General features: G+C 64.0%; 26 protein-coding genes and 1 tRNA gene. 10 read left to right on the forward strand and 17 right to left on the reverse strand.

Annotated features, from left to right (window positions below):
* The 4 genes from FEZ63_RS14110 to FEZ63_RS14125 are packed head-to-tail and all read left to right on the forward strand — an operon-like array spanning window position 1 to window position 3,882.
* Window positions 1-291, forward strand: a complete 291-nt coding sequence (locus FEZ63_RS14110; protein WP_150945506.1) for a (2Fe-2S)-binding protein — start codon at window positions 1-3, stop codon at window positions 289-291.
* Window positions 288-1,664, forward strand: coding sequence for an FAD/NAD(P)-dependent oxidoreductase (locus FEZ63_RS14115; protein ID WP_150945508.1), 1,377 nt, complete (start codon window positions 288-290; stop codon window positions 1,662-1,664). The genes FEZ63_RS14110 and FEZ63_RS14115 overlap by 4 nt, the downstream gene beginning before the upstream one ends.
* Entirely contained in the window at window positions 1,661-2,833 is a 1,173-nt protein-coding gene (locus FEZ63_RS14120) for an NAD(P)/FAD-dependent oxidoreductase (RefSeq protein WP_150945510.1), read from the forward strand. The genes FEZ63_RS14115 and FEZ63_RS14120 overlap by 4 nt, the downstream gene beginning before the upstream one ends.
* Window positions 2,833-3,882, forward strand: coding sequence for an ABC transporter substrate-binding protein (locus FEZ63_RS14125; protein ID WP_150945621.1), 1,050 nt, complete (start codon window positions 2,833-2,835; stop codon window positions 3,880-3,882). Before FEZ63_RS14120 ends, FEZ63_RS14125 begins: the two co-directional genes overlap by 1 nt.
* Before the next feature lie 62 nt (window positions 3,883-3,944).
* Here FEZ63_RS14125 and FEZ63_RS14130 read toward each other — a convergent pair whose 3' ends face one another.
* The 6 genes from FEZ63_RS14130 to FEZ63_RS14155 all read right to left on the reverse strand — a co-directional run bounded on the left by FEZ63_RS14130 (window position 3,945) and on the right by FEZ63_RS14155 (window position 8,844).
* On the reverse strand, window positions 3,945-4,751 hold the full coding sequence (locus FEZ63_RS14130) for an MBL fold metallo-hydrolase (RefSeq protein WP_150945511.1): 807 nt from the start codon (window positions 4,749-4,751) through the stop codon (window positions 3,945-3,947).
* A 41-nt stretch (window positions 4,752-4,792) separates the two neighbouring features.
* Entirely contained in the window at window positions 4,793-5,539 is a 747-nt protein-coding gene (locus FEZ63_RS14135) for an SDR family oxidoreductase (RefSeq protein WP_150945513.1), read from the reverse strand.
* Complete coding sequence (locus FEZ63_RS14140) at window positions 5,539-6,813, reverse strand: beta-ketoacyl-ACP synthase (protein ID WP_150945515.1); 1,275 nt, start codon at window positions 6,811-6,813, stop codon at window positions 5,539-5,541. Before FEZ63_RS14140 ends, FEZ63_RS14135 begins: the two co-directional genes overlap by 1 nt.
* An 11-nt stretch (window positions 6,814-6,824) precedes the next feature.
* A complete protein-coding gene (locus FEZ63_RS14145; protein WP_150945516.1) occupies window positions 6,825-7,949 on the reverse strand; it encodes a beta-ketoacyl-ACP synthase in 1,125 nt (374 codons plus the stop codon).
* A complete protein-coding gene (locus FEZ63_RS14150) occupies window positions 7,949-8,413 on the reverse strand; it encodes a 3-hydroxyacyl-ACP dehydratase FabZ family protein (RefSeq protein WP_150945517.1) in 465 nt (154 codons plus the stop codon). The genes FEZ63_RS14145 and FEZ63_RS14150 overlap by 1 nt, the downstream gene beginning before the upstream one ends.
* Before the next feature lie 149 nt (window positions 8,414-8,562).
* Entirely contained in the window at window positions 8,563-8,844 is a 282-nt protein-coding gene (locus FEZ63_RS14155; protein WP_150945518.1) for an acyl carrier protein, read from the reverse strand.
* A gap of 265 nt (window positions 8,845-9,109) precedes the next feature.
* Here FEZ63_RS14155 and FEZ63_RS14160 point away from each other — a divergent pair, with 265 nt between their 5' ends.
* Window positions 9,110-9,832: a fused DSP-PTPase phosphatase/NAD kinase-like protein gene (locus tag FEZ63_RS14160; RefSeq protein WP_150945519.1), complete on the forward strand. Its 723-nt coding sequence runs from the start codon at window positions 9,110-9,112 to the stop codon at window positions 9,830-9,832.
* Here the strand turns inward: FEZ63_RS14160 and FEZ63_RS14165 are convergent.
* The 6 genes from FEZ63_RS14165 to FEZ63_RS14190 form a co-directional block, all read right to left on the reverse strand.
* The gene (locus FEZ63_RS14165) at window positions 9,816-11,618 is read right to left on the reverse strand and encodes an ABC transporter ATP-binding protein (protein ID WP_150945520.1); all 1,803 of its coding nucleotides are present in this window, start codon (window positions 11,616-11,618) and stop codon (window positions 9,816-9,818) included. The two genes, FEZ63_RS14160 and FEZ63_RS14165, sit on opposite strands and share 17 nt — an antisense overlap.
* A gap of 127 nt (window positions 11,619-11,745) precedes the next feature.
* Complete coding sequence (locus tag FEZ63_RS14170; protein WP_150945521.1) at window positions 11,746-13,158, reverse strand: calcium-binding protein; 1,413 nt, start codon at window positions 13,156-13,158, stop codon at window positions 11,746-11,748.
* A 134-nt stretch (window positions 13,159-13,292) separates the two neighbouring features.
* Complete coding sequence (locus FEZ63_RS14175; RefSeq protein WP_150945522.1) at window positions 13,293-14,114, reverse strand: DUF72 domain-containing protein; 822 nt, start codon at window positions 14,112-14,114, stop codon at window positions 13,293-13,295.
* Between the two features lie 39 nt (window positions 14,115-14,153).
* Window positions 14,154-14,696 (reverse strand): isoprenylcysteine carboxyl methyltransferase family protein, encoded by a 543-nt coding sequence (locus tag FEZ63_RS14180; protein ID WP_150945523.1) that lies wholly within the window; start codon window positions 14,694-14,696, stop codon window positions 14,154-14,156.
* On the reverse strand, window positions 14,693-15,784 hold the full coding sequence (locus FEZ63_RS14185; RefSeq protein ID WP_275552350.1) for a type III polyketide synthase: 1,092 nt from the start codon (window positions 15,782-15,784) through the stop codon (window positions 14,693-14,695). Before FEZ63_RS14185 ends, FEZ63_RS14180 begins: the two co-directional genes overlap by 4 nt.
* Window positions 15,785-15,910: 126 nt before the next feature.
* Window positions 15,911-15,985, reverse strand: a tRNA-Gly gene (locus tag FEZ63_RS14190).
* A gap of 170 nt (window positions 15,986-16,155) precedes the next feature.
* Here FEZ63_RS14190 and FEZ63_RS14195 point away from each other — a divergent pair.
* From FEZ63_RS14195 to FEZ63_RS14210, 4 genes are read left to right on the forward strand one after another with little or no spacing between them, the layout of a single operon-like run.
* Window positions 16,156-16,707, forward strand: coding sequence for a prolyl-tRNA synthetase associated domain-containing protein (locus FEZ63_RS14195; protein WP_150945525.1), 552 nt, complete (start codon window positions 16,156-16,158; stop codon window positions 16,705-16,707).
* A 37-nt stretch (window positions 16,708-16,744) separates the two neighbouring features.
* The gene (trxA, locus tag FEZ63_RS14200; protein ID WP_150945528.1) at window positions 16,745-17,650 is read left to right on the forward strand and encodes a thioredoxin; all 906 of its coding nucleotides are present in this window, start codon (window positions 16,745-16,747) and stop codon (window positions 17,648-17,650) included.
* Between the two features lie 34 nt (window positions 17,651-17,684).
* Window positions 17,685-18,356 carry an LON peptidase substrate-binding domain-containing protein gene (locus FEZ63_RS14205; RefSeq protein ID WP_150945530.1) on the forward strand — a complete coding sequence of 224 codons (672 nt, stop codon included), beginning with the start codon at window positions 17,685-17,687 and terminating at the stop codon, window positions 18,354-18,356.
* 10 nt (window positions 18,357-18,366) lie between these two features.
* Window positions 18,367-18,573 carry a Trm112 family protein gene (locus FEZ63_RS14210; RefSeq protein ID WP_150945532.1) on the forward strand — a complete coding sequence of 69 codons (207 nt, stop codon included), beginning with the start codon at window positions 18,367-18,369 and terminating at the stop codon, window positions 18,571-18,573.
* Window positions 18,574-18,631: 58 nt separating this feature from the next.
* Here the strand turns inward: FEZ63_RS14210 and FEZ63_RS14215 are convergent, their stop codons facing one another.
* Window positions 18,632-19,528, reverse strand: coding sequence for an HpcH/HpaI aldolase/citrate lyase family protein (locus FEZ63_RS14215; RefSeq protein WP_150945535.1), 897 nt, complete (start codon window positions 19,526-19,528; stop codon window positions 18,632-18,634).
* A gap of 149 nt (window positions 19,529-19,677) precedes the next feature.
* Here FEZ63_RS14215 and FEZ63_RS14220 point away from each other — a divergent pair, with 149 nt between their 5' ends.
* The gene (locus FEZ63_RS14220) at window positions 19,678-20,478 is read left to right on the forward strand and encodes an enoyl-CoA hydratase (RefSeq protein ID WP_150945537.1); all 801 of its coding nucleotides are present in this window, start codon (window positions 19,678-19,680) and stop codon (window positions 20,476-20,478) included.
* On the opposite strand, the gene FEZ63_RS14225 is transcribed toward FEZ63_RS14220, so the two are convergent.
* The 4 genes from FEZ63_RS14225 to FEZ63_RS14240 all read right to left on the reverse strand — a co-directional run bounded on the left by FEZ63_RS14225 (window position 20,479) and on the right by FEZ63_RS14240 (window position 25,110).
* On the reverse strand, window positions 20,479-22,128 hold the full coding sequence (locus FEZ63_RS14225) for an acyl-CoA synthetase (protein ID WP_150945539.1): 1,650 nt from the start codon (window positions 22,126-22,128) through the stop codon (window positions 20,479-20,481).
* A 122-nt stretch (window positions 22,129-22,250) separates the two neighbouring features.
* On the reverse strand, window positions 22,251-22,688 hold the full coding sequence (locus tag FEZ63_RS14230; RefSeq protein WP_150945541.1) for a universal stress protein: 438 nt from the start codon (window positions 22,686-22,688) through the stop codon (window positions 22,251-22,253).
* A gap of 274 nt (window positions 22,689-22,962) precedes the next feature.
* Window positions 22,963-23,691 (reverse strand): hypothetical protein, encoded by a 729-nt coding sequence (locus FEZ63_RS14235; RefSeq protein ID WP_150945543.1) that lies wholly within the window; start codon window positions 23,689-23,691, stop codon window positions 22,963-22,965.
* 225 nt (window positions 23,692-23,916) lie between these two features.
* Window positions 23,917-25,110 carry an ABC transporter substrate-binding protein gene (locus tag FEZ63_RS14240; protein ID WP_150945545.1) on the reverse strand — a complete coding sequence of 398 codons (1,194 nt, stop codon included), beginning with the start codon at window positions 25,108-25,110 and terminating at the stop codon, window positions 23,917-23,919.
* Window positions 25,111-25,173: the final 63 nt, after the last annotated feature.

Consider the following 25,173-nt stretch of genomic DNA (forward strand, 5'->3'; position numbering starts at 1 on the left):
ATGGCCCTCCTCAAACGTCTCGCCCGGCGCGACCTCGCCATCATCCCTTTCACGCTCGACGGCGTGCCCCGCGAGGGCCGCGCCGGCGATACCATTCTGACGGCCGCTCTCACGCTCACCGAACAACTCCGGCATAGTGAGTTCTCCGGCGGGCCCAGAGCCGGCTTCTGCCAGATGGGCGCCTGTCAGGATTGCTGGGTTGTTACGGCCGACGGCCGTCGATTGCGCGCCTGCACGACGCTTCTCGTGCCGGGTATGGACCTTCGCACCCGGCCGGAGGGCCAGTCATGAGCAAAAAGTTGCGCCCGCTGATCGTCGGTGCCGGTCCCGCCGGGATTCGCGCGGCCGAAGTTTTGGCGAATGCCGGGATACGGCCGCTCGTCGTGGACGAAGCCCCCCTCGGCGGAGGCCAGATCTATCGGCAGCGCTTCGTTCCCGACGAACGCACGCCGCGTGATCTATACGGCTCGGAAGCCAGCAAGGCGACGGCGTTGCACCAGACGTTCGCGGCCCTTGCGGATTGCATCGATTATCGGCCGCAGGCGCTCGTGTGGAACATCGGCCCCACCGTGGCCGACATCGCGGTCGACGGCCGCAGCAGGCGTGCAGACTTCACGCATCTCGTGCTCGCAACCGGCGCGACCGACCGCGTGCTGCCATTCGACGGCTGGACGATTCCGGGCGTCTTTACCCTTGGGGGCGCACAGGTTGCGCTGAAGTCGCAAGGCTGCGCGATCGGCGACAGCGTCGTGTTCATGGGCACGGGGCCGCTGCTTTATCTCGTTGCATGGCAATACCTGAAAGCCGGCGCGCAGGTCGCGGCGGTCCTCGACACCGCGCCGTTCGCCGCCAAACTCAATCTGCTGCTTGGATTGCCGTCTCAGCCAGGCGTGGTCTTGCGGGGGATCCGCTACGCGGCTGAACTCGTGGCCCGCGGTATTCCCGTTCACTACGGCGTTGCACCCATTCGTGTCGAAGGCGGCGCCCGCGTCACTGGCATCGCGTGGCGCGAGGCCGGCAAGGAATCCCGGCTCGCCTGCGATGCCGTGGGATTCGGGCTTGGATTGCGATCGGAAACGCAGCTCGCCGATCTCGCCGGCTGTCACTTCATCTTCGATGAACGCGATCGCGCATGGCGGCCGGAGCGGGACGCAGCCGGGCGCACGAGCGTTCCGGGCGTGTATGCGGCAGGCGATGGCGCCGGTGTGGCCGGGGCCGACGCTGCCGAACTTGCGGGCGAGCGGACCGGTTGGGCTATTCTTCAAGATGCGAACCTTCCGGTCGACACGATGCGCATCCGCCTGCTCGAGAAAAAACTCGGCGCGATCGATCGCTTCCGTTCGATTCTCGAGCGCGCCTTTCCCTTCCCGACCGCGTGGGCGGCGGGGCTCCCCGATGATGTGGTGTTGTGCCGTTGCGAGGAGATCGCGGTGGCGGATGCACGTCTCGCGGCGCGACAGCAAAGCGTCGTCGAGATCAACCGCCTCAAGGCGCTGACACGCATCGGCATGGGGCGGTGCCAAGGCCGCATGTGCGGCACGGCGGCGGCGGAGGTGCTGGCTTCTTCCTGCGGACGCTCCCTGGAGGCCGTGGGACGCCTGCGCTCCCAGGCACCCATCAAGCCGCTGCCCCTCGATCTCACAGGCGAGGAGGACGCCGCATGAGCACGCTCGCGACCGATGTGGCGATCATCGGCGGCGGCCTCGTCGGCACGTCGGCGGCGCTCGCGCTGCGGCGTAGCGGATTATCCGTTGTCGTCCTCGATAAGGGTTATTGCGGCGCTCAGGCGAGCGGCGTGAATTACGGCGGCGTGCGGCGGCAAGGCCGCCCACTGGCGCAGATCCCCCTTTCGCAGCGCGCCCATGCCATCTGGCCGCGCCTCAAGGAACTGATCGGCATTGATGGCGAATTCCTGCGTTCCGGCCACCTCAAGCTGGCGCGAACGGAAGCCGAGATGGCGGCGCTTGAAACTTACGCCGCACGCGTGGCCGATCTCGGACTCGATCTGGAACTCATGGGGCATAACGGGCTGCGTGAGCGCTATCCCTGGATTGCCGGCCATGTGGCGGGCGCGTCGCTCTGTCCGGGCGACGGCCACGCCAATCCCCGCCTTGTCTCCGCCGCGTTCGCGCGCGCTGCGGAGCGCGCTGGCGCTCACGTCATGGAACATACGCCCGTCCATCACGTCGAGAGAATGCCCGATGGTTTTCATCTTTCGACCGGTGCCGGGATCGACATCAAGGCACGCCATGTGGTGAACAGCGCAGGCGCCTGGGCGGCGCCGTTCGCCGCCGCTTTCGGCGAGCCGGTGCCCCTCGGCCGCATCTATCCGTGCCTGATCGTCACGGAGCCTGTGGCGCCCGCCATGACGGTCAATATCGGCGCCGAAGGTGGCGGCATCTACGCGCGCCAGGTGGAGCGCGGGAACTGCATCGTCGGCGGGGTTCGCGGCGCGCCGCTTCCGGACGCGGATTTTTCGCGGCCTGTCGGCGCACCGGCTATCTCCGTCATGAATCGCGCCGCAAAGCTGTTTCCGGCATTGCGTCACGCTCATGCCATCCGCTTCTGGACCGGCACCGAGGGCGACATGCCCGACCGCAACCCTGTCATTGGCTTTTCGGCCACGACGCCGGGATTGATCCACGCCTTCGGCTTCTCCGGCGCCGGTTTCCAGATCGCCCCCGGCGTTGGCGAGGTGGTGGCCGACCTCATCCGCGACGGCCGCAGCACGACTCCGATCGACGCATTCGCCATCGATCGATTTGTCCGCACCAACGAAGGCTCAGGTGCGGACTTGATGACCGAGCCACAACAGAGGGAGACATCGCAATGATGAAGAACCGACATTTCTGGATGAGCGCCGTTGCAACCGCGGCGCTTGCGACCGCCGGCGCTGCGCACGCGCAGACCAAGACGCTCTACGTCGGCATGAACGGCGGCAATTTCGAGAAGACCTTTACGCAGCATGTCCTGCCCGATTTCGAAAAGGCCAATGACGTTAAGGTCGTCATCGTGCCGGGCACCTCGTCCGACATCCTCGCCAAAGCCACCGCGGCAAAAGACAATCCGCAGATGCACGTCATGTTTCTGGACGATGGCGTGATGGTGCGCGCCATCGGCGCCGGCCTCTGCCAGAAGCTGAAGGACACTCCGGCTCTGGCCGATCTGGCGCCCGGCACGCGCATGAAGGGCGACATGGCCGTCGGCATCGATCTCGGAATGACCGGGCTCGCCTACAACAAGAAGATGTTCGACGAGAAGGGCTGGGCGCCGCCAACCTCCTGGATGGATCTGGCCGATCCGAAATACAAGGAAAAGGTCGTCTTCCAATCCGCGTCAGCGTCATCCTTCGGATTGCATGCTTTCCTGATGTTCAACCGCATCCAGGGCGGGACCGAGAAGGACGTCGAGCCGGGATTTTCCAAGTTCCGCGCCACCATCGGGCCGAACGTGCTCGAATTCATTCCGAGCTCCGCCAAGATCTCCGAGATGGTGCAGACCGGCGAGGCCGCCATCTTCCCGCTGACGCCGACTGCTGTTGCGGCATTGCAGGAAAAGAGCATTCCGGTCGAATACGCGCAGCCGAAGGAAGGCTCCGTCGTGCTCATGGTCGCCGAGTGCGTCATCGCCAATAACAGCGAACCGGACCTGTCCCAGAAGCTCGCCGCCTATCTGCTGTCCCCGGAGGCGCAAAGCAAGGCGTTGCAACACGGCAATATCGTCCCGTCCAACACCAAGGCCAAGGCCGCCACACCTGAGGCCGAGGCCAAGCTCGCCAAGTTTCACGGCTACATGAAGACAGCCGTGACGCTGGACTGGGATGCCATCAACGAGAAGCGGCCGGAATGGAACAGCCGCTGGAACAAGATGATCGAGCGCTAGTCTGACGATCCAATAGCAACGGCGGACGCGGAGATTGCGTCCGTCGCCATTGTCGACGGCTCTTACGACCGGATCGCCGCGAGATAGCGTTGAATGGAACGCTTGACGGCGGCCTTCCCATCACTGCGCACGTTTCGATGCGCGAACGCGCCGTAGATCCGCTCGACCGAAAGCGGCGCCACCACGGCGGCGATGTGCTCGACGGCCGCAGCGTTCAGCGGGATGTAGTTCGGATAGCTGCGCATGAAACTGACATACCGGCGGTCCTGACAGACCTGCAGGTTGTCGCCCACATAGAGAATGCCCTCGCCGCCTGCGCCATTGGCATCGTGCAGAAGCGTGCTGCCTTCGAAATGGCCGCCGCTGCGGATGAGCGTCAGGCCGGGGCCGATTTCAAGGGTTTCGCCGGACCAAAACCGGATCGCATCGTTCGGATGCATCACCCATTGGCGGTCATCCGCGTGAAGATGAATGGGGATGCCGCCGAACGCTTCGCTCCATGTGACCATCGACGTGTAGTAATGCGGATGGGAGATCGCGATGGCGCGAAGCCCACCGATCCGATTGATCCGCGCCACCGCCTCCGGCGTCACGAGCGACACGCAATCCCACAGGATCGCGCCGTCGCTCGTCGGCACCACGATCGCCCGCTGGCCGATGGCGAATGAGGGTTCGATGCCGATCCCCGTCAGGCCGTCTTCCTCGGTGAAGGCATTTTGATGCGACGCCCTGAGCGCTTCGAGCGTCGTCCATTCCTGGCCCGACCAGCGCACATATTGCCGCTCGTCCTCGCAGATCGGACACGCAGCCGGCGGCTCGCGAGTTTCGGAAAATTGCGTACCGCATTGCACGCAGATAAAGCGCGACATGAAGAGCCCTCCAAACGAATTCGCGATCCGGTCTCGAATCTCTACCGATGCACGCCCATCATCGCCGTCAGTCCGCCATCGACGGGCAGCACCGTACCGGTCATGTAGGCTGCCGGCGCGCTCATCAGGAAGGCCGCCAATCCGGCGATGTCTTCCGGCTGGGCGAAGCGTCCGGCGGGAATCTGCTTTTCCATGCTGTCGCGATAAGCCGCGTAGGGCGCCATCATCTCCGTATCGATGAAGCCGGGCGCGATCACGTTCACGGTCACGCCGCGCTTGGCAGTCTCGATGGCGAGCGTTCGGCAATAGGAGATCAGTGCGCCTTTCGAGGCCGCATAGGCGGCATTGCCGGGATTGCCCTGCAGCGCCGCGACCGACCCGATGGCGACAATGCGTCCCGCCCTGGCACGGATCATGCCGCGCATGAGCGATTTGGCGATGCGCGTCAGCGACCAGAAATTCACCTGCATGGCCGCCTCCGCCTTGTCCTGCTGCATCATGGCCGCAAGGGCGTCGTAGGACTGGCCGGCATTGTGCACGAAGCCAAAAAACGCTTCCTGCTCGATGGCGTCGCAGAAGGTCTCGAGAGCCTGTTTGTCGCCCACGTCAAGCGCATGCGCCGTGACGGTCCGACCCGGATGCGCGCTCGTCAATTCGGCAGCGATGGCGGCCGCTGCCGCACCTGACGATCGGTAGGTGAAGTCCACATCGTGGCCTTGGGCGACAAGCGCGCGCACGATCGCCGCGCCCACACCCTTGCCGCCCCCGGTGACGAGAATGCGCGTCATCACTTCGGTTCCGCGCCGAAGACCAGACAGGTATTCTGACCGCCGAAGCCGAAGGAATTCGACAGAACGTACCGGACGTTGGCGTCGCGCGCCACGTTCGGCACCACGTCGAGCGGGATCGTCGGATCAGGCAGCGTATGGTTGATGGTGGGGGGAATGCGACCCGTCGCAATCGTGAGCAGCGACAGCACGGCCTCGACGGCACCGGCGGCCGTCAGTGTGTGGCCGATCATCGACTTGTTGGACGAGATCGGCACCTTTTGCATGCGCTCGCCGAAGACGGCGGTGCAGCTCATCGCTTCCATCTTGTCGTTTTCGGGTGTCGATGTCCCGTGGGCGTTGATGTAGTCAATGGCATCCGGCGCGAGACCGGCATCGTCGAGGGCCGCCCGGATCGCCGCGATCCCCTGAGCGCCGTCCGGGCTTGAGCGGGTCCGGTGGAAGCCGTCGCCCTTTTCGCCGCAACCGAGCACGTAGCCGAGGATTTTTGCGCCCCGCGCCCGCGCCGCATCGGCGTTTTCGAGCACCAAAGCCGCGCCGCCCTCACCCATCACGAATCCGTCCCGGTTCTTCGAGAACGGCTTCGAGGCGGTTTCGGGGTTTTCGTTCTGCGTCGACAGGGCCGAAAGCAGCGAGAAGCGCACGAGCGATTCCGGGTTCACCGATCCGTCGGTGCCAATGCAGAGCGCCGCGTCGGTCTCGCCCCGGCGGATCGCCTCGACGCCGAGCTGGATCGCCGTGGCGCCGGACGAGCAGGCGGTGGAAAGCGAGATCGGCGAGCCCCGGGTGCCGAACTTGTCGGCAACCCGGTCAGCCACCGTGCCGAAGATGAAGAGGTCGTGCCAGGCCTTGAACTTGCCCGTCGACGCGGCCTTGAGAAGGTCCCGATAGGTGATGTCCCCATCTTGTCCGGACGCTTCGGCCAGCGCCTCGCGTTGCGGCCATTCCATTTCGACCGGCGGCACCGCGATGAACAGGGCACCGGGGAAATCCGATTCCGGCAGCCCCGATTGGCCGACGGCCTCGTCGGCCGCCAGCATCGCCAACCGTTCGGAGAGCAGCGGTGCGCTCATGGGTTCGACGTCCAATGTGTCGATGGTGCCGGCAATCGTCGTGCGCAATCCCTCGGTGGGAAACCGCGAGATTCGCTTGATGCCGGATTTTCCCGATGTCACCGCGCCCCAGGTCTCGTCCTTGCCGAGCCCGATGGAGGTGACCACGCCCATGCCGGTGACGGCGACGAGTGGGCGGCCTTTATTGTCGCGAAGCGCCATGCCGTTTTTCCTCACGAAGCCCTGGTCAGGCGCACCGAGCCCTCGCCGCGCCGATGGCCGACGGAAGTCACGAGCGCCTCGTTGGATTGTCCCTTGGCGATCAGCGCGGCCGCGATGGCGATGCCGGCCGGGGCCTGGGCCTCCATCGTGTGGCCGATCACGTCGCCGGTGGCGTAAATGGCCGCATTGGGCGCAATCGCCGTGAGGGCCGCCTGCTCGTCCTCCGTGATTCCTTCGACGCCCGTCGCGCCGGAGATGATCACGTCGGGTTTCGCCCCGAGCTGGTCCGCTTGGGCCTTCAAGGCTTGCGTGACGCCGCCGGGCTGACGTCGCCCCCGATCCGAGGTCACGCCGGCAATCCTCGCAAGAATTTTTGCGCCCCGCGCGACCGCATGCTCCCTGGATTCGAGCACCAGGAAGGCAGCGCCGCTGCCCAAGATCATGCCGCCACCCTCAGCGGGGCGGTTCCAGACCGGACGAAACGGCTGCTTCCAGAGAAAACCGCCCATCTCGTAGATGAGCAGCACATCCGGACGCTCGGCATTGTAGGAGCCGCCAACCAGGAAAATGTCGTTCTGCCCGGAGGCGATACGCGCCTGCGCGATGCGGATCGCGTCGATGCCGCTCGATTCCTCGCCCATGAAGGTGCGCGACGCACCCGTCACGCCGTGGACGATCGAGATATTGCCCGCGAGCAGATTGGAGAGCTGCGCCAGAAACAGCGTCGGCCGGAGATCGCCCATCAGGTGTTCGTTGAGGAAAACGCCGGGATTGTCCGCCTGCCGGAGCCCGGTGAGGATCTGGCCATCGACCCCATAGTCGCGCTCGCCGCCGCCTGCCGCCACGATCAGGTGCATGCGGCTTTTCAGCTCCGCATCGTCCTTCACGCCGGCCGCATCGAGGGCGAGGCCCGCCGCGTAGCAGCCGAGCTTCTGCCATGGCTCCATCTGGCGCTGGTCGGATTTCTTAGCGATCTGCCGGTCATAGTCGAGAGGCATGACCGGATGCACGGGATATGGCGCAAAAGTCTCGATATCGGTGCGCGGCGAGGCGCTGGTCAGGCCCGCCAGATGCGCCTCGGCGCCCTCGCCGGCCGCGGACACGATCCCCAAACCCGTAATGACAACATCGTGCATCAAACAGCCTCCGCCGCAAGGAGCCCGATCTGGCGCCCCCGGGCCCGCAATTGCTCGTCCATCCCCGGGGGGAAAGGCATGATGCGGAAGCGCAGTTCCGCGTCGCAGATCGGCTTGCCCTCGACGAGAATCTTCGCCTTGGTGACCGCGTAGCCGGAGCCTTCGTGCTCCAGTTGGGCGGTTACCGTCAAAACCGTACCGGGACCGACGAAGGTGCGAAAGCGCGCCTTGTCGACCGCCATCAGAAACGGCATGTGGGTGAAATTCATCATCCCGAGCACAAGATAGCCCGAGGCCTGCGCCATGGCTTCGGTGAGCAGCACGCCCGGAACAAGGGGGTGGCCGGGGAAATGCCCCTCGAAGACCGGGCTTTCCATCGGCACCGTGGACGTCGCCTCGATCCGCTGCGCGTCGCGGTCGAGGAGCGTCACCTTGTCGATCATTTCAAAATATTCGAGGCGCATCCCGGGTCCGAACCATTCTCATGTCGTTCCCGGAGGGATCGGGCGCTGGGGAGGAGATCCGGGCGGCTCAATCTGTCGCCGTTCGCCTCCCCGAGCCGGCTTTGAAAAAGTCAGCCCACCGGGATTCAAGCTTCTGTCGTCGTCGCTTTTTACGCCTTCTTGGCCGCCACCAGAGTGTCGATGTGGGCGCAGAGGTTCTTGAGCACGAAGTATTCTTCTGCGGGCGCCTTGCCCTCGTTCACTTCCTGCGTCCACTGCTCCAGCGGCAACTTGATGCCGAAAGCCTTGTCGATCGCGAAGGCGATATCGAGGAACGCCAGCGAATCGATGCCGAGATCGTCGATGGCATGGCTCTCCGGCGTGATTTGGTCGCGCGGAATGTCGGCGGTTTCGGAAATGATGCCGGCGACGGTCTCGAAAGTGGACGACATGACGCCGCTCTCCTGAAATGCGTTGGCCTTGGCGTGCGATGCTGTCGGGCCAAGGCCCGGTCCCCAGCGGCTCGTACGGCAAGGAGGGTTGTATCGAAACGCACCCCTTACACGACCGATTGCGGGGCGGCAACCGGTCCCTCCCGGCGCGGGCGCGACAGCGGGGCTGCACTGCCCGCATTGATTAATCGAGCCCCATGGCCGATAACCCGAAAAATTCCGGCCGTAATGTCGTTTCGGCTCAAAGCCGCACCCGGGGATTCCTGTGATCAACCGTTATCTCAAGCCTGAAACGCGCTATGCGCGACGCATGGCGCGGATTGCCCGCTGGGACAAACCCCTTGCAAGCGGGGCCGATCGCCTGCGGGCGTGGCTGCATATGCTGCTGGCCGATCACGGGGTTTTTCGGGTTCTCTACCTCAACAAGCATCGGGTCTCGGAGAAGCTCTGGCGGTCGGCGCAGCCCGCTCCGCACCAGATCGCCCGGCTGAAGGCCCAGGGCATCCGCACTATCGTCAATCTGCGCGGCGGACGCGAACACGGATCGTGGCAGTTGCAGAAGGACATCTGCGACCGGCTCGGCATTACGCTCGCCGAATTCGTGGTGCGCTCGCGCGGTGCGCCGGACCGCGAGACGATCCTGTCGGCAAAGGCGTTTTTCGACGATCTCGCCTATCCGGCCATCATGCATTGCAAATCGGGCGCCGACCGGGCCGGTTTCGTCGCCGTGCTCTACCTCATCGTGCATGAGGGCCGCAGCGTCGACGCGGCGATGCGCCAGCTTTCGGCCCGTTTCGGCCATTTCCGCTTCTCGAAGACCGGCATTCTCGACGCGTTCTTCGAGCGCTACCGCCGCGAGGGGGAGGCCGTGGGAATTCCGTTCATCACCTGGGTCGAGACGATTTACGACCCCGAAGCGCTCGAGCGCGATTTCCGCCCCGGCTTCTGGTCCCACGTCCTGGTCGACCGGATCATGCGGCGGGAGTAGCAGCCGGCGGCGCCGGACTCGGCTCCGCGTCGTGCGACAATTGCAGCCGGTGGAGGCGCGCATAAGCGCCTGCTGCGGCGATCAGCGCATCGTGCGACCCCATCTCGATCACGCGACCCGCCTCCATCACGACGATCCGGTCCGCATCGCGGACCGTCGAGAGGCGATGAGCGATCACCAGCGTGGTGCGCCCCCGCATCAGTTTCTTGATCGCCTGCTGCACCAGCCGCTCCGATTCCGAATCCAGCGCGCTGGTGGCCTCGTCGAGCAGCAGAATCGGCGCATCCTTCAAAAACGCTCGCGCCAGCGACACGCGCTGCCGCTCGCCGCCTGACAACCGCCCGCCGGCGGGGCCCACGACGGTGTCATAGCCTTGCGGCAGCCGCATGATGAATTCGTGTGCTGCCGCAGCCCTGCCGGCCTGCATGATCTCCTCGTCCGTCGCGTTGCTGCGCCCGAAGGCGATGTTGGCCCGCACGGTGTCGTCGAACAGAACCACGTCCTGGCTCACCACCGCGATGGCGGCGCGCAGGGATTTCAGCGTCACGTGGCGCACGTCCTGCCCGTCGATCAGCACGCCCCCCGCGGTCACATCGTAAAGGCGCGGCACGAGCGACAGCAGGGTCGATTTGCCGGAGCCCGACCGCCCTACGAGAGCGGTGGTGCGCCCGCCCTCGGCCGTGAAATCCACGTGATGAAGCGCGGTCTGATCGGCGTTATAGGAGAATTCGACGTTCGAAAACCGGATCTCGCCGTCCGACACCATGAGCGACCTGGCGTCCGGCTTGTCGTTGATGTGGGGCGTGTCGTCCATGACGGCGAATGTCCGCTGCAGGGCGGATGCGGCCTCCTGCACGATGGCATTGAGATTTCCGAGCGCGCGGATCGGCTGCGCTGCAAGGATCAGCGCACTGACGAAGCCGGTAAAATCACCTACGGTCGAGCCGCCGGAGGCAATGCGCTGGCCGATCAGCACCAGCACCGCCGCCACCGCGAAGCCGCCGCCGGCCTCGAGCAGCGGATCAAGCCGCCCGCGCGCATTGGCTGATTTCATCTTGAGCTTGCGCACCTCGTCGAAGGTCCGGGCCGCCTTGGCCTTCAGGTAACCTTCGAGACCGTAGGTTTTGGCGATTCGCGTCCCCGCGAGGCTCTCGGTGATGAGGCTCGCCATCTGGCCGGTCTGCTCCTGCGTCGAGATCGCCACGCGCCGCAGTTTCTTGCCGATCTTGCCGATCGGCTGGGCGATGAACGGCACGGTAACGCCGGCGACCAGCGTCAGGACGGGATCGATCCACAGCATGGCGCCGATCAACGCGATGATGGTGGCAACCTCGCGCAGGAACACGGTCGAGAGACGGGTCAGCGCCTCCTTGATGAACAGGAAATCGGTGGTGAAGCGTTGGGTCAGCGCGGCCGGGCTCTCCCGCCCGACCTGCGCCAGATCGGCCTCGATCAGGTGGCCGTAGAGCGCCGTCTGCATGTCGGCCTCGATCCGCGTCACCACCTTGTTGGTGAGCACCGTCAGGGCCAGCAGGGAAAAGCCTTTGACAGACGTGACGCCGATGACGAAGAGCGGTGCGAGCAGGATCGCGGTCTCGTCCTTGGCCGCAAAGGCGTCGAACGCCGCCTTGATCAGCACCGGATAGAGCCCGGTGGCGCCGGCAACGAGAAGCACGAGAAGCAGCACGAGCGCCAGCGTCCGCGCATGCGGCCGCATCCAGTCGCGCCAGAGCCGGCGGATCAGCGGAAGGGTATCGCCCCGGGCAAAGAGGCCTTTTCGCGCCATCGGCAGCTTTCCAAATGAGCCGCCCCGGTAGCATGGTGCCGATCAAGCGGCAATCGAGCAAAAAAGGGGGCTGCTCGATAGGAGCTGGCTCCCCTTCTGGCAGCAGGCCGTGCGGCGGCCAGGTTTCTCAGAGAAAGTCGAAATCCCTGAAAGTGAGCGCAGTCTTCTTCTCGACCTTGGCGAAGCAGATGGCAGCTCCTTTGCCATTGCCGTCTGAATCATAGAATAGCGCGCCATTGTCCTTGTTGACGATGATGCGGTCATTGGCGTCGGTCGCTTTGGTGCCGAACTTCACGCTCGAAGACTTGATGTCACCGTTCTTTGAAATCTTGTAGAGCGCGCTGAAGATCCCCCGATCCAGATAGATCGTGTCGTCGGTCACGTTAAAATCGACGATCTTGTCGACGTTCGTTCTCTTGTTCAGCTTGGTGTTGAACCAGAACTGGTCCTGGCCCTGGCCGCCGGTCAGCATGTCGTTGCCGAGCTTGCCAAAAAGGATGTCCGCCCCGGCACCGCCCACGATCGCGTTGTTCACTCCGTTGCCGGTGAGGGAGTAGTTTTTGACGCCCGAAACAATCAGGTTTTCAAGACCGTCCGCCAGCACGTATCCGGCCAGCGTTGTCTTGACGGTGTCGATGCCGGCGGTATCGATGATGGAATCGGCATAGTGATCGACCATATAGGTGTCGTCTCCGGCACCGCCTTCGAGGAAGTCCCAGTTGGCGCCGCCGTCGAGCGTATCATTTCCGCCACCGCCCTGGAGCATGTTGTTGTCGGCATTCCCCGTCAGCTTATCGGCGAATGCCGATCCGGTGACATTTTCGAAATCGAAGTAGGAATCGCCAGCGTTCTCGCCGCCATGTTCCTCCATGAGAGAGACGGTCACCCCGGTTGCCGCCGAGACGAACGACAGCGTGTCGTTTCCATCGCCGCCGTGGAGTTCATCGGCACCTGCGCCTCCATCGATCGTATCGTCGCCGCTCGATCCGGTCATATAATCGTCACCGGAACCGCCAGTGGCCATATCGTTGCCACTCGATGCGGACAAATGATCGTCGCCTGCGCCACCGATCAGAACATCATCTCCCGCACCGCCATAAAGGTCATCGTTCCCCTCACCGCCATCGAGGAGGTTGTTGCCCGAATTGCCGTCTATGGCGTTGCTGCCTGCGTTTCCGAAGCCATTGATGTTGGCCGTTCCCAACAATTGCAGCCCTTCGACATTTGCCGCGAGGATATGGGTGAAGTTGGACTCGACGTAGTCATAGCCACCATTGGCCTCCTCCACGATCTGATCCCCAGCATCCTCGTCCAGAACGTAGGTATCGCTGCCATGACCGCCGATGAGCCGATCAAGGCCCAGGCCGCCGAAGAAGACGTTGTCGGTCTCGTCGCCGGTCAGAATATTGGCGCGCGCATTGCCCATGATGCCGGCATCGTCAGGCGTCGGGTCGCCGTTCGGCAGAGTGTCCGGGATGGTGAAATTGTCTTCGGCGGCATCGAGATGGAAGGTATTGTCGGCTGCAGAATACGTTGACATGGAAGCTCCCTGAGCGTGAAGCCGCCGTTGAGGAGCGCCCACGCGATGAATCAAAAGGCTAACGAGGGGCTTAATGCAATAACATTGCAAAAGTTCCGCCTCGCGAAGGCTTTTTTGAATCGCGTCGATGCCGACTATCCGGCTGCGCCGTTCGCCAGCCTCTCCATCAGGGCCATTGCGGCGGCGGGGGCCTTCGGTTTGAAGCCGTTGATCATGTAGATGAAGACGTCGCGGGATTTGGGCGCTTTCTTTTCGGCGCTCCCGACGGGCTCCAGATCAGCCGGGTGCTTGCCTCCTGCCCAAGCTTGTGCTCGCTTCCCCCACCGGTCGAGGTCCTTGGGCTGGTAGCCGGTTTCGACCGTCTCCGACGCCCGCTGCAGGCGCGCATAGACGAAGGGCGCGGTCACATCGGGGATTTCCGGGAAACTCTCCTTGTCGGTCAACACCACCGCCACCTGATAGGTGCGGAGCAGGTCGACGAATTCGGGGACACGAAAGCTCTCGTGACGCACCTCGACCACATGGCGGATGCCACGGCCGTCCACCTCGTGCGGCAGCAGCTTCAGGAATGCCTCGAAATCGGCCAAATCGAACTGCTTGGTCGGAAGGAACTGCCAGTTGACCGGCCCAAGCTTCTCTTTCAGCTCGAGAACCCCGCTGGCAAAGAACCGCTCGATGGACTGACCCGCCTCGGCCAGCACGCGCCGGTTGGTTGCAAAGCGCGGGCCCTTGACCGAAAAGATGAACTCCTCGGGCGTTTCCTCCCGCCAGCGGGCGAAGCTTTCGGGCTTCTGGCTGCCGTAATAGGTGCCGTTGATCTCGATGGACGTCACCTGTCGGCTCGCAAATTCGAGCTCTTTCTTCTGTGTCAGGCCGTCGGGATAGAACGTCCCGCGCCACGGCTCGAAGGTCCAGCCGCCGATTCCGACGCGGATCTTTGCTTTCGTTGCTGGCATGCGGCAGATCCTTTCGCAGGGGCGACTCCAACGCCCTCATCATAGCCGCCGCAAGCCGGCCTTCGCATCCCGTTCTTTGCTGTCATCCCCGACAAGGTTGTCCGACCACGCGCGGTTTTCCGCCCGGATACGGATGGTCAGCAACGCGCCATTGAGGACGGAGAATACGAGCGCGAACCACGGCAGGCCGAAGACCAGCGGCAGGACCGCGATCTCGCCCGCCACCACCGCGTAATTCGGATGGGAGAAAAACCGGTAGGGACCCCGTCGGATCGGTTTTTCGGCTGGCAGCACGATGATCCGCGTGGTCCACCGATCGCCGAGCGTCACCAGAATCCAGATGCGAAAACCTTGCAGCAGCGCGTAGAGCGCGAGCCAGCCGAGGTGAACCGGCTGGTTCCAGCCCAGCCCCCAGAGCCCGGCGAGCCAGCACGCGTGCAGGAGACCGACGAGCGGGTAGTGGCCCGGTGCGGCCTCGACGCCGCCGCACGCCAGCAGGCGGGTGGTATTGCGGCTCGCGAGCAGGAGTTCGGCAGCGCGCTGCAGGGTGACGGCGACAAGGCAGGCAAGGCCAAGCGTCACGGCACCCTCGTCAACACCACGCAACTCGTCGAAAAGCCGGGGCCCATGGCGTTGACGGCGGAAAGTTCCGGCAATCCGCTCGCGATGACCCGCTCGAGCACGAAAAGCACCGTCGGCGCCGACATGTTGCCGTGGCTGTCCAGCACGTCGCGTTCATGGTCGAGCGAGCCGGCGTCCAGGCGCAAAGCACTCTCCAGCGCCATAATCACCTTGCGGCCGCCGGGATGGCAGACGAAGCGGTCGATGTCACTGAGCCTGCGGCCGGAGCGGGCCAGGATCGCCGTGATAGCCGGACCGACGTTTTCTTTCGCGAAGGGCGGGATGGCTTGGGCAAAGACCACGCCGAAGCCTTGCGGATCGACGTTCCAGCCCATGATGTCGAGCGTATCCGGCCAAGTATATTCGCCCGCCCCGTCAATGCGCGCCAGGCCGCCTTCTCCGGCTCTCAAAATGCAAGCCGCGGCGCCGTCGCCGAACAGGGCCGAGGCCACCACATTGGCCTTGGTCAATTCGTCCATGCGGAATGCGAGCGTGCAGAGCTCGACCACCACGAGCAGCACGTTTGTGCCGGGCCGGGCGGTGGCAAGCCGCGCCGCAATCGACAATCCGGTGACGCCTCCGGCACAGCCGAGACCGAAGACCGGGACGCGGGAGACGTCGGGACGAAAGCCCATCCGCCCCATGACGCGCGCATCCAGGCTCGGCGTCGCAATCCCGGTTGACGAGACCGTCACGACTGTGTCGACCGCCTGAGCCGAACATCCGGCGCCCGCGAGCGCCCTGGTGGCGGAATCGACGAAAAGCGATTCGGCGCCCTCCAGATACACCGCCGTGCGCTCGGGCCAGCCCAAGCTTGTGGCGTACCATTCGAGGGGCCGGACGGCGTGCCTTTGGCGGATTCCGCTGGTTTCGAAGACCCGGGACAGGCGCACGAAATCGCCATAGCGCGAGGCAAAAATCTCATGGGCCAACGCCGCCGCTTCATCCTGCTTCAGGATGTGGGGAGGAACGGCCGTCGCGACCGACATCAGGTGAGCAGATGGTTGCAAGGCGAGCCTTCTGGCCGCATCCTCGACCGATGCGTCGATAACTGAGTCATCTGGGCTGGAAGGCCGCTTGTTCAACGGGAAGAACGGCACAAAATGCCGTGACGCCCCGAAACGCAAAAAGCCGCCCCGAAGGCGGCCTTTGCTGTCTCTCCGGAGAGAGAAAATTGGAGCGGGCGAAGGGATTCGAACCCTCGACCCCAACCTTGGCAAGGTTGTGCTCTACCCCTGAGCTACACCCGCGCTCCACGGCTTGCGCCGTTGCGAGGCCGCTCATTTGCCCCAAATCGATTCACATTGCAAGAGGCTTTCTGTGCAAGAGACTGTCTCGCGGGCGGCTCCGGAGTTTTCGCCGGACCGGCTTGAGCCGAACCGGTCCGACCTCTAGAACGGCCCGACAGGCGGAGTTTTTCGTGACCCATCTTTCACCCCAGGCACTTCTAAAGCATCTCGCCGCACTCGGAATCGAGGCCGAGACCGTCGAGCATCAGGCCGTTTTCACCGTCGAGGAATCGCGGCCCGTCAAGGCGCGAATCCCCGGGGCCCACTCCAAGAACCTGTTCGTGAAGGACAAGAAGGGCCGATTCTTTCTGATCACCGCCAAGGACGAGACCGCGATCGACCTCAAGCGGGTGCATGAGGCGATCGGCGCCTCGGGCCGGCTCTCGTTCGGCTCGGCCGATCAGCTGCGCGCGCGCCTCGGCGTCGAACCGGGCTCGGTGACGCCCTTCGCCATCGTCAACGACCGGGCCGGCGACGTGACGATGATCCTCGATGCCAACCTGATGCAGCACGAGCGGGTGAACTTCCATCCCCTCGTCAACACCATGACGACCGGGATCTCTCGCGAGGATTTGCTGCATTTTCTGCGCTCGACGGGCCACGAGCCTCTGATTCTGCGGCTGCCCGAACCCATTTCCCTGCCCGTGCCGGAATTGTCAGAAGGCGAGCCAAGTCCCATCTGACTGGAACCTGATCCCTCAAGCGCTCTTCGAGGCCGCCATGCTCAACGATAGTCCCGCCATCGGCACTGCTGATTCCGACCTCATCAAGGACACGACGACGAAGGATTTCCGCCAAGACGTCATCACGGTGTCGATGCAGCAGCCGGTGCTGGTCGATTTCTGGGCGCCTTGGTGCGGGCCGTGCAAACAGCTCACCCCCGTCCTCGAAAAAGCGGTCCGCGAGGCGGGCGGCAAGGTCAGGCTCGTCAAGATGAACATCGACGAGCATCCGCAGATTGCAGGCCAGCTCGGTGTTCAGTCGATCCCGGCGGTCTTCGCGTTTCAGAAGGGACAACCCGTCGACGGTTTCATGGGCGCGCTGCCGGAAAGCCAGATCAAGGGCTTCATCGAGCGTCTCGTGGGACCGCTCGGACCGAGTGCGGCCGATGCACTCATGGCTGAGGCGGATTCACTCGCCGATCAGGGCGATGCCGCAGGCGCGGCGGAGCTCTACGCGGCCTTGCTGACGCAGGATCCGCAACACGTGGGCGCTCTTGCCGCCCTGGCGAAGCTTCACACCGAACTCGGCGATCTCGAGGGCGCCAAACGCTTCCTCACGATGGTGCCGCCCGCCAAGCAGAACGATCCGGCCGTCGCCGGCGCGCGCGCCGCCATCGAGCTTGCCGAGCAGGCAGGGTCGCTCGGCGACCTGAGCGAATTGCAGCAACGGATCACCGCCGATCCACTGGACCATCAGGCCCGGTTCGATCTCGCCATCGGGCTGAACGCGCACGGAAAGCGCAATGAGGCCATCGATCACCTTCTTGAAATCGTCCGCCGCGACCGCAATTGGAACGATGACGGCGCGCGAAAGCAGCTCGTGCAGTTCTTCGAAGCCTGGGGCCCGACGGACGACATGACGCTTGCCGGCCGGAGAAAGCTCTCGTCGACGCTGTTCTCGTGACGCCGATCCTTTCACTGGGCGAATGGAGACCGGAATGGGAATGAACGCGGTTTACCGGGGGCCGGACGATTGCCCTGCGGTGATTCCGGTTTTTCCCCTGCCCGGCGCCTTGCTGTTGCCCCGCGGCCAAATCCCGCTCAACATCTTCGAACCGCGCTACCTCTCGCTGGTGGATGACGCGCTCAAGGGCGACCGCATGATCGGCATCATCCAGCCGGATGCGGACAATGGCGGCGCCGCGACGGTGCCGCGCCTCTATCATGTGGGCTGCGCCGGCCGGATCACCCAGTTCGCCGAAACCGGGGATGGGCGCTACCTGATCACGCTGGTGGGGGTCGCGCGCTTTCGGGTCGAGGAAGAGCTGGGGACCACGACGCTCTATCGCCAGTGCCGCGTCGACTTTGCCGATTATCGGGCCGATTTCATCGCTCGCGCCGGTGAAGACGAGGTGGATCGCGCCGGTGTCGTCAAGGCCCTGCGCGACTTCGTGCAGGCGGCCGATGTGCGGGTCGACTGGCAGGGCATCGAAGACGCCCCCAACGAAGCGCTGGTCAATGCGCTGTGTATGATGAGCCCCTTTGGTGTGCGCGAGAAGCAGGCCTTGCTGGAAGCCGAAAATCTCAAGACTCGCGCCGAGGTGCTGATCGCGCTGACCGAGATCGAGCTTGCGCGCGGCGGCAGCGGCACCGACAATACCTTACAATAGGACCCATGCGATGACCGACCCTCTCCCCGAACCCGTCGAAGCCACGCGGATCGACCCGAAGCTGCTCGAAATGCTGGTCTGCCCGCTGACGAAGGAATCGCTCGATTACGATGCGGCCCGCCAGGAACTGATCAGCCGCGGCGCGAAACTCGCCTATCCGATTCGCGACGGAATCCCCATCATGCTGCCCGAGGAAGCACGGCCGTTAGGGGAGTAGGTGAAGGGTGAAAGAGTAATGGTGCGAGAGGACCGCACATTGCGAAGCGTTCGAGCATTCATGACTGACTGTCGCTCTCGCGCCTCCTGATCGCCTCCGCCAGATCCAGAACGCGCTTCGCCATTTCGGCATGAAGCCGTTCGACCATGCGCCCCTCCATGGCGATGGCGCCCCGGCCTGCATTCTCCGGCAGCGCGAAGGCCGCCACGATGGCGCGGGCGCGCTCCACATCACCCACGGAGGGCGCGAAGATTTCGTTCGCGGCCGCGATCTGATTCGGGTGGATCAGCGTCTTGCCGTCGAAGCCGCAATCCCGGCCCTGTTCGCATTCGGCGCGAAAGCCCGCATCACCCTCAAGGCTGTTATAAACACCGTCGAGGATATCGAGGCCGTTAGCCCGGGCGGCGGCGAGCGCCGTCATCAGCCACGGCAGCATGGCAGTTCTTCCGGGCGCCACGCGGCTGCGCGTCTCTTTCGCCAGGTCGTTGGTGCCCATCACGAAGCAGGACAGCCGTGTATCCACGTCGTGCGCCGCCCCCGCGATGGCGTTGATCTCGAGGATCGCCAGCGGCGTCTCGATCATGGCCCAGACGCGCGTGCGGACAGGAGTTCGCAATCGCCGAAGCCGCGTGCCCACCGCCACCAGCGCCTCAGGGCTCGACACTTTAGGAATGAGGATCGCATCCGGCGCCACCTCGGCCGCAGCCGCCAGATCGTCCTGGCCCCACGGCGTATCCAGCGCATTGATGCGAATCACCACCTCGCGTGCGCCATAGCCGCCCTGCCGAACAGCGGCGCAGACCTGCTCGCGCGCCGCCGCCTTGGCATCGGGCGCGACCGCATCCTCGAGATCGAGAATCACCACATCGGCGGGCAGGCCACGCGCTTTTTCCAGCGCCCGCAGGTTGGAGCCGGGCATGTAGAGCGCGCTGCGGCGCGGAGTGATGGGGGTCATGACGATCTCGCCTACGTAAAATCTTCATAACGCGCCCGCCCCCGATGCCAACCGAAAACCGGCCTGTCGAGACCTTGCTTGAGCGATCCGCGAGGATCGACGATGCTGCCGGGCAGCGCCGGATGGGGCGAACCTTTGGGAGCGAACCGATGAGCCTGTCCACAGGGCCTGCGAACGAGGACATCCTGCTGCGCGAGGACGCCGACGGCGTCGTGACCCTGACCCTCAACCGGCCCGCCCATTTCAATGCCCTGTCGGAGGAGATGCTGACGGCGCTGCAGGCGGCACTCGACGATATTGCGGGTGATGCGAACGTCCGTTGTGTCGTGCTCGGGGCTGCGGGCCGGGCGTTCTGCGCGGGACACGACCTCAAGCAAATGCGCGCCAATCCCGATCAGGCGTATTACCAGGACCTGTTCGCGACGTGCAGCCGGGTCATGCAGAGCATCGTCGATCTGCCGGTCCCGGTGGTGGCGAAGGTGCAGGGCATGGCGACGGCGGCTGGTTGCCAGATCGTGGCGTCGTGCGATCTCGCGGTGGCGGCCGAGAGCGCGACCTTTGCCGTCTCCGGCATCAATGTCGGTCTCTTCTGCTCCACCCCGGCGGTGGCGCTCTCGCGCAACGTGGCGCCCAAGCACGCCTTCGACATGTTGGTCACCGGGCGCTTCATCAGCGCCGCCGAGGCTTTGTCGAACGGGCTCATCAGCAGGATGGTACCGGATGTCGATCTGGATGCCGCCGTTACGACGCTCACGGCCGAGATCTGTGCAAAGAGCCCCGTGGCGGTGCGAACCGGAAAAGCGATGTTTCACCGTCAACGCGCGATGAGCCTTGCGGACGCCTATTCGTATGCGGGCGATGTCATGGCCTGCAACATGATGGCCGAAGATGCCGCCGAGGGGATCGACGCCTTCATCGCCAAGCGCAAGCCCGTGTGGAAAGGGCGCTGATCAGCCCGTTTTGGACTCGGCGGTCCGTTCACGCGCCATTTCGCGCAGGCGGAACTTCTGGATCTTGCCCGTTGAGGTCTTCGGCAATTCCGCGAACACGATGGTGCGCGGGCATTTGAACGATGCGAGGTGCTGTTTGCACCAGCTGATGATGGCTTCGACCGAAACCATCTCGCCCGGCTTCAGCTCCACGAAGGCGCAAGGCGTCTCGCCCCACTTGTCGTCCGGCATCGCCACGACCGCGGCCGCCTGCACGGACGGATGCTTGTAGAGCGTGTCCTCGATCTCGATCGACGAGATGTTCTCGCCGCCGGAGATGATGATGTCCTTGGAGCGATCCTTGATCTGGATATAGCCGTCCGGGTGCTTCACGCCGAGGTCGCCGGAATGAAACCAGCCGCCCTCGAAGGCCGCCGCCGTGGCTGCGCGATTCTTCAGATATCCCTTCATCACCACGTTGCCGCGGAACATGATTTCGCCCAGCGTCGTCCCGTCCGCCGGCACCGGGCGCATCGTCTCCGGGTCGATCACGTCGAGGGTTTCCAGCACCGGATAGCGCACGCCCTGGCGAGCCTTGAGCGCCGCATATTCAGCTCCCTGTCGGTTGTCCCAGTCCTGATGCCATTCATTGACCACCGCCGGGCCGTAGACCTCCGTCAGGCCGTAGAGATGCGTGACGTCGAGACCGGCTTCCTTCATCGCCGCGAGCACCGCTTCGGGTGGCGGGGCCGCTGCCGTGAGGAAGGTGATCTTGCGCGGCAGGGGCCGCTTCTCGCCAGCGGGCGCATTCAGGAGCACCGACATGACGATCGGCGCGCCGCACAGATGTGTCACGCCCTCATCCGCAATGGCGTCGTAAATCGGCTTTGCCCGCACGGCGCGCAGGCACACATGAGTGCCGGCGACGATCGACAGCGACCATGGAAAGCACCAGCCGTTGCAGTGGAACATGGGCAGCGTCCACAGATAGACCGGATGCTGACCCATGCCGGCCGTGAGGATGTTTCCCAAGGCGAGGAGATAGGCGCCGCGATGGTGGTACACGACGCCTTTGGGGTCCCCTGTGGTGCCGGATGTGTAATTGAGCGAGATGGCGTCCCATTCGTCCTGCGGCGGGCTCCACGCGTAATCTGGATCTCCCTCGGCCAGAAGCTCTTCGTATTCCGTCGCACCAAGGCGTTCGCCCTCGCCTGCAAATTCCGGATCGTCATAGTCGATGACGAGCGGCTTCACCGCCACCTGTTCGAGCGCCGCCTTCACCACGCCCGAGAACTCGCGGTCGGTGATCAGCACCTTCGCGTCGCTGTGGCCGAGGCAGAAGGCGACGATCTTCGCATCGAGGCGGGTGTTGAGCGTATTGAGCACGGCGCCCGCCATCGGCACACCGTAATGGCACTCGATCATGGCCGGCGTGTTGGCGAGCATGACCGAGACCGTGTCGCCACGTCGAATTCCGCGACGCGCCAATGCCGAGGCGAGGCGCCGCGAGCGGGCATAAAGGTCGCGGTAGTCGCGCTGCAAGGAGCCGTGGATGACGGCCGTCTGACCCGGATGAACGCTGGCCGCGCGCTCAAGAAAGCCGAGCGGCGTCAGCGGTTGAAAATTGGCCGGATTTTTCTCGAGATCCTTGTCGTAGACGGCCTGGCTCACAGCGGTTTCTCCGACTTTTCATTCGTGCGCGCGTTCCGGCGACCGCCTGGCGAACCCGCACAGTAATCGTCGCACGCGTTCACCAGCAACGTGGGAAATCGACAAGAGGCTGCACGAGGCCGTCAGCGGACCACGAGGACCGGGATCTTCGAATGGGAGAGGACCTTCATGGTCTCGCTTCCCAACAGAAGAGCCGAAACGCCGCCGCGTCCATGGGACGCCATGACGATCAGGTCGCAGCGCTGGTTTTCCGCCGTACGGATGATCGCCTGATAGGGCGCGGAATCCTCCAGGTGGATGATGGTGGCTTCAATACCGGCGCCGGCCGCGACGGCCGAGGCTTCGGTCAAGGTGCGTTCCGCCTGCTTCTTCATATGCTGCTTGAAGGATGCCGGCGTTTCCTCCACTTGCTCGACATCGACCGCAAAGACATGAAACGGCTCGGTGACGGTCAGCAGAAAGAGCTTCGCGCCCAAGGTCTTTGCCAGGTTGACGCCGTGATCGACGGCACGGGCGGCCAAAGACGAGCCATCGGTGGCGATAAGAATGTTCTGATACATGACATCCTCCGTGGTCGAAGCCCCCGCTATCCTGCCGGCCCTTGCTGGCGGCTGGGATATAACGCTTCAGCTTAGACGACATCGCTTCGGGCGCAAACTCCCCGCGGTCCCGATCGGTGCCCTCATGGCGCAGGACGGCCCCACCGGGGGAACATCCGGTCGCTCGCTTTGCGACGAGCGATCCGGATTCCCGATGCTTTCTCGCCGCTGCCGAGCTCACTCGTCATCAGCCGGACGCCAAGGGGCGTCGCCATGTCGTGCCGTCGGCCAGTCCCTATGAAACCAGTTCGATGAAGGGTTCTAGGCTGCTGTAGGGGAGAGTGAAGCGCTCGCCGCGGAACATCGTCGGCACGTCCTGTCCGCCTGCATAGCCGGAGGTCAGCTTGCCGATGACCGTGAAGGTCTCGCCGGCCTTAACGCGTCCCCAGGGCTGGTCGATGAAGTCGACGATGCCGAGTTCGTTCAGCTTTTCCTCGACCGCAAGCGTGCGGGCGTGAGAGGGGAGCTGCCGCAAGCTGTTCTGGATGTCGTCGCGCACGCCCGCATAGGCCGGGTTGCCGACCTTGTAGCGAAGCTCGGCGTCCTGGGTGAAGCGCCAGACCGAGCCCCGCACCATCTGCTGCAGCTTGGTGAGGGGCTTGTCCTTCGCCGTTTCCTTCCGGTTTTTTGCGCTGGCAGGCGCCTCGGCGTGCTGCACGTCGCCGATCAGGGCCCATTTGCCCGTCCATTCGACCGCGCGATAATCGCCCCTGGTCAGCCGGTCGGTAAATTCCAGAATGTCGGGATCGATCGTGCGATTGCCGCCGCTTGCCTCGAAGTACCTAAGCCGCATGTCGTCGGGAAGCAGCAGGTAGAAAGAGTCGCTCTTCACATCCACGTCGAAGATCCGCTTGACCTTCACGACCTGCTCGCGCGCGGATTGCGACTGGACGCCATCTCCGGTCGGATAGACCGTGGTTCCTTTTGGAACGCGAATGTAGCCGCCCTGCTGAATCTCTGACATATGAATTTAGTCTCGCTCTCGGTGATGTTTGAACTGGCGCGCTCGGCGCGGCAAACGTCCAAGTGCCCGGTAAACGACCAAATAGCCACCCATTGTGACGCGCAAAGTGCGGTTTCGGCCATTTTTGTCGCGGCCGCCCCAGCCGATAGCGATCTGTCCGGTCATCTCCGGCAGCCACGACGACGACCGGCCGAACGGTCGTCGTCGTTTGAGTGTTGTTGCGCCCTATCCCTTTTTGGACCCGACCTCTTCGTCCCAGCGCCGGAAGGCGAGGACCATCTTGTCCGGGGTCAGAGGCAACTCGATCGGGTTTCCGGCGATGAGCTCGGCATATTCGGGACGGCCGAACTGGCGGATCACGTCCTGACTCTCTTTCGGCGCCATCGAGAGCGGAACGTTCTTCACCGCCGGACCCGGATAGAGATAGCCCTCGTCATATGAAAACGCCTGCTGTTCGGGCTTGAGGAGAAACGCCATCAGGTCGAGCAGAACGGCGAGCTTGTCGTTCGACACGCCTTTCGGCACGGTCATGAAGAAGGCGTCCGACACCCAATGGAAACCCTTGAGGGTGCCGATCATGGCGCTTGCCGGCACGATGCCGAGCGCGCGCGGATTGATGTCCCAGCCCGTCGTGCTGATGATGATGTCGCGGGAGCCTTCGCCGAATTCCTTCATCGTCGCCCCGGTGCCGGCCGGATAATATTCGATGAACGGATTGATCTCGCGCAGGTATTCCCAGGTCTTGTCCCAGCCCTTGACCGGGTCCATCGGGTCCTTGTCGCCGAGGATGTAGGGCAGGCCCATCATGAAGGTGCGGCCGGGACCGGAATTGGCCGGCCTCGCATACATGAAGCGTTTCGGATGCGCCTTCGCCCAGGCGAGAAGCTCCTCGGCGGTTTTGGGCACATCCTTCACGCGTTCCGGCGCATATTCGATCAGCGGCCCGGACGGATAATAGTTGATGACAACGCCGAAGCCCTGCCCTTGTGCCTTGTGCAGGTTGAGCGCGGCCGGCTCATAATTTTCCTCGAGCCCGGGGAATTTGTCATTGTAGGTCGGCAGAAGCTTGACCCAGAGATTCTGCTCGAGGCCGGCCGCCAGCCCGTCGCTGCCGGTCAGCACCATGTCGATATCGACGCGTCCGGCATCCTGCTGCGCCTTGATCTTCGAGGCGAGTTCCGGCGCGGGCGCCTTCACGTAGGTGATGCGCGACACCAGTTCGGGCTTGGCCTTGCGATATTCCTCGAATGCCTTCTGCATCAGCGCGAGAGCGCCGCCCACATCGATCACATTCAGCGCGACCGGCGATTTGGGCAACGGCAGCCCTTGCGCGCGGGCGCCCGTGGCCGCGAGCACAGCGATGCCGGCTGCTCCGCCGACGAATGCTCGACGATGGATATGGCCTGATTCACGATTCATGTTGGTTCCTCTCTGGTTTAGGGATCTTGTCGATTTTCTTGTGATGTCCGATGCGCTCAGAAA

Origin of the sequence: Microvirga brassicacearum (genome assembly GCF_008757455.1) — a bacterium.
Classification (GTDB): Bacteria; Pseudomonadota; Alphaproteobacteria; order Rhizobiales; family Beijerinckiaceae; genus Microvirga; species Microvirga brassicacearum.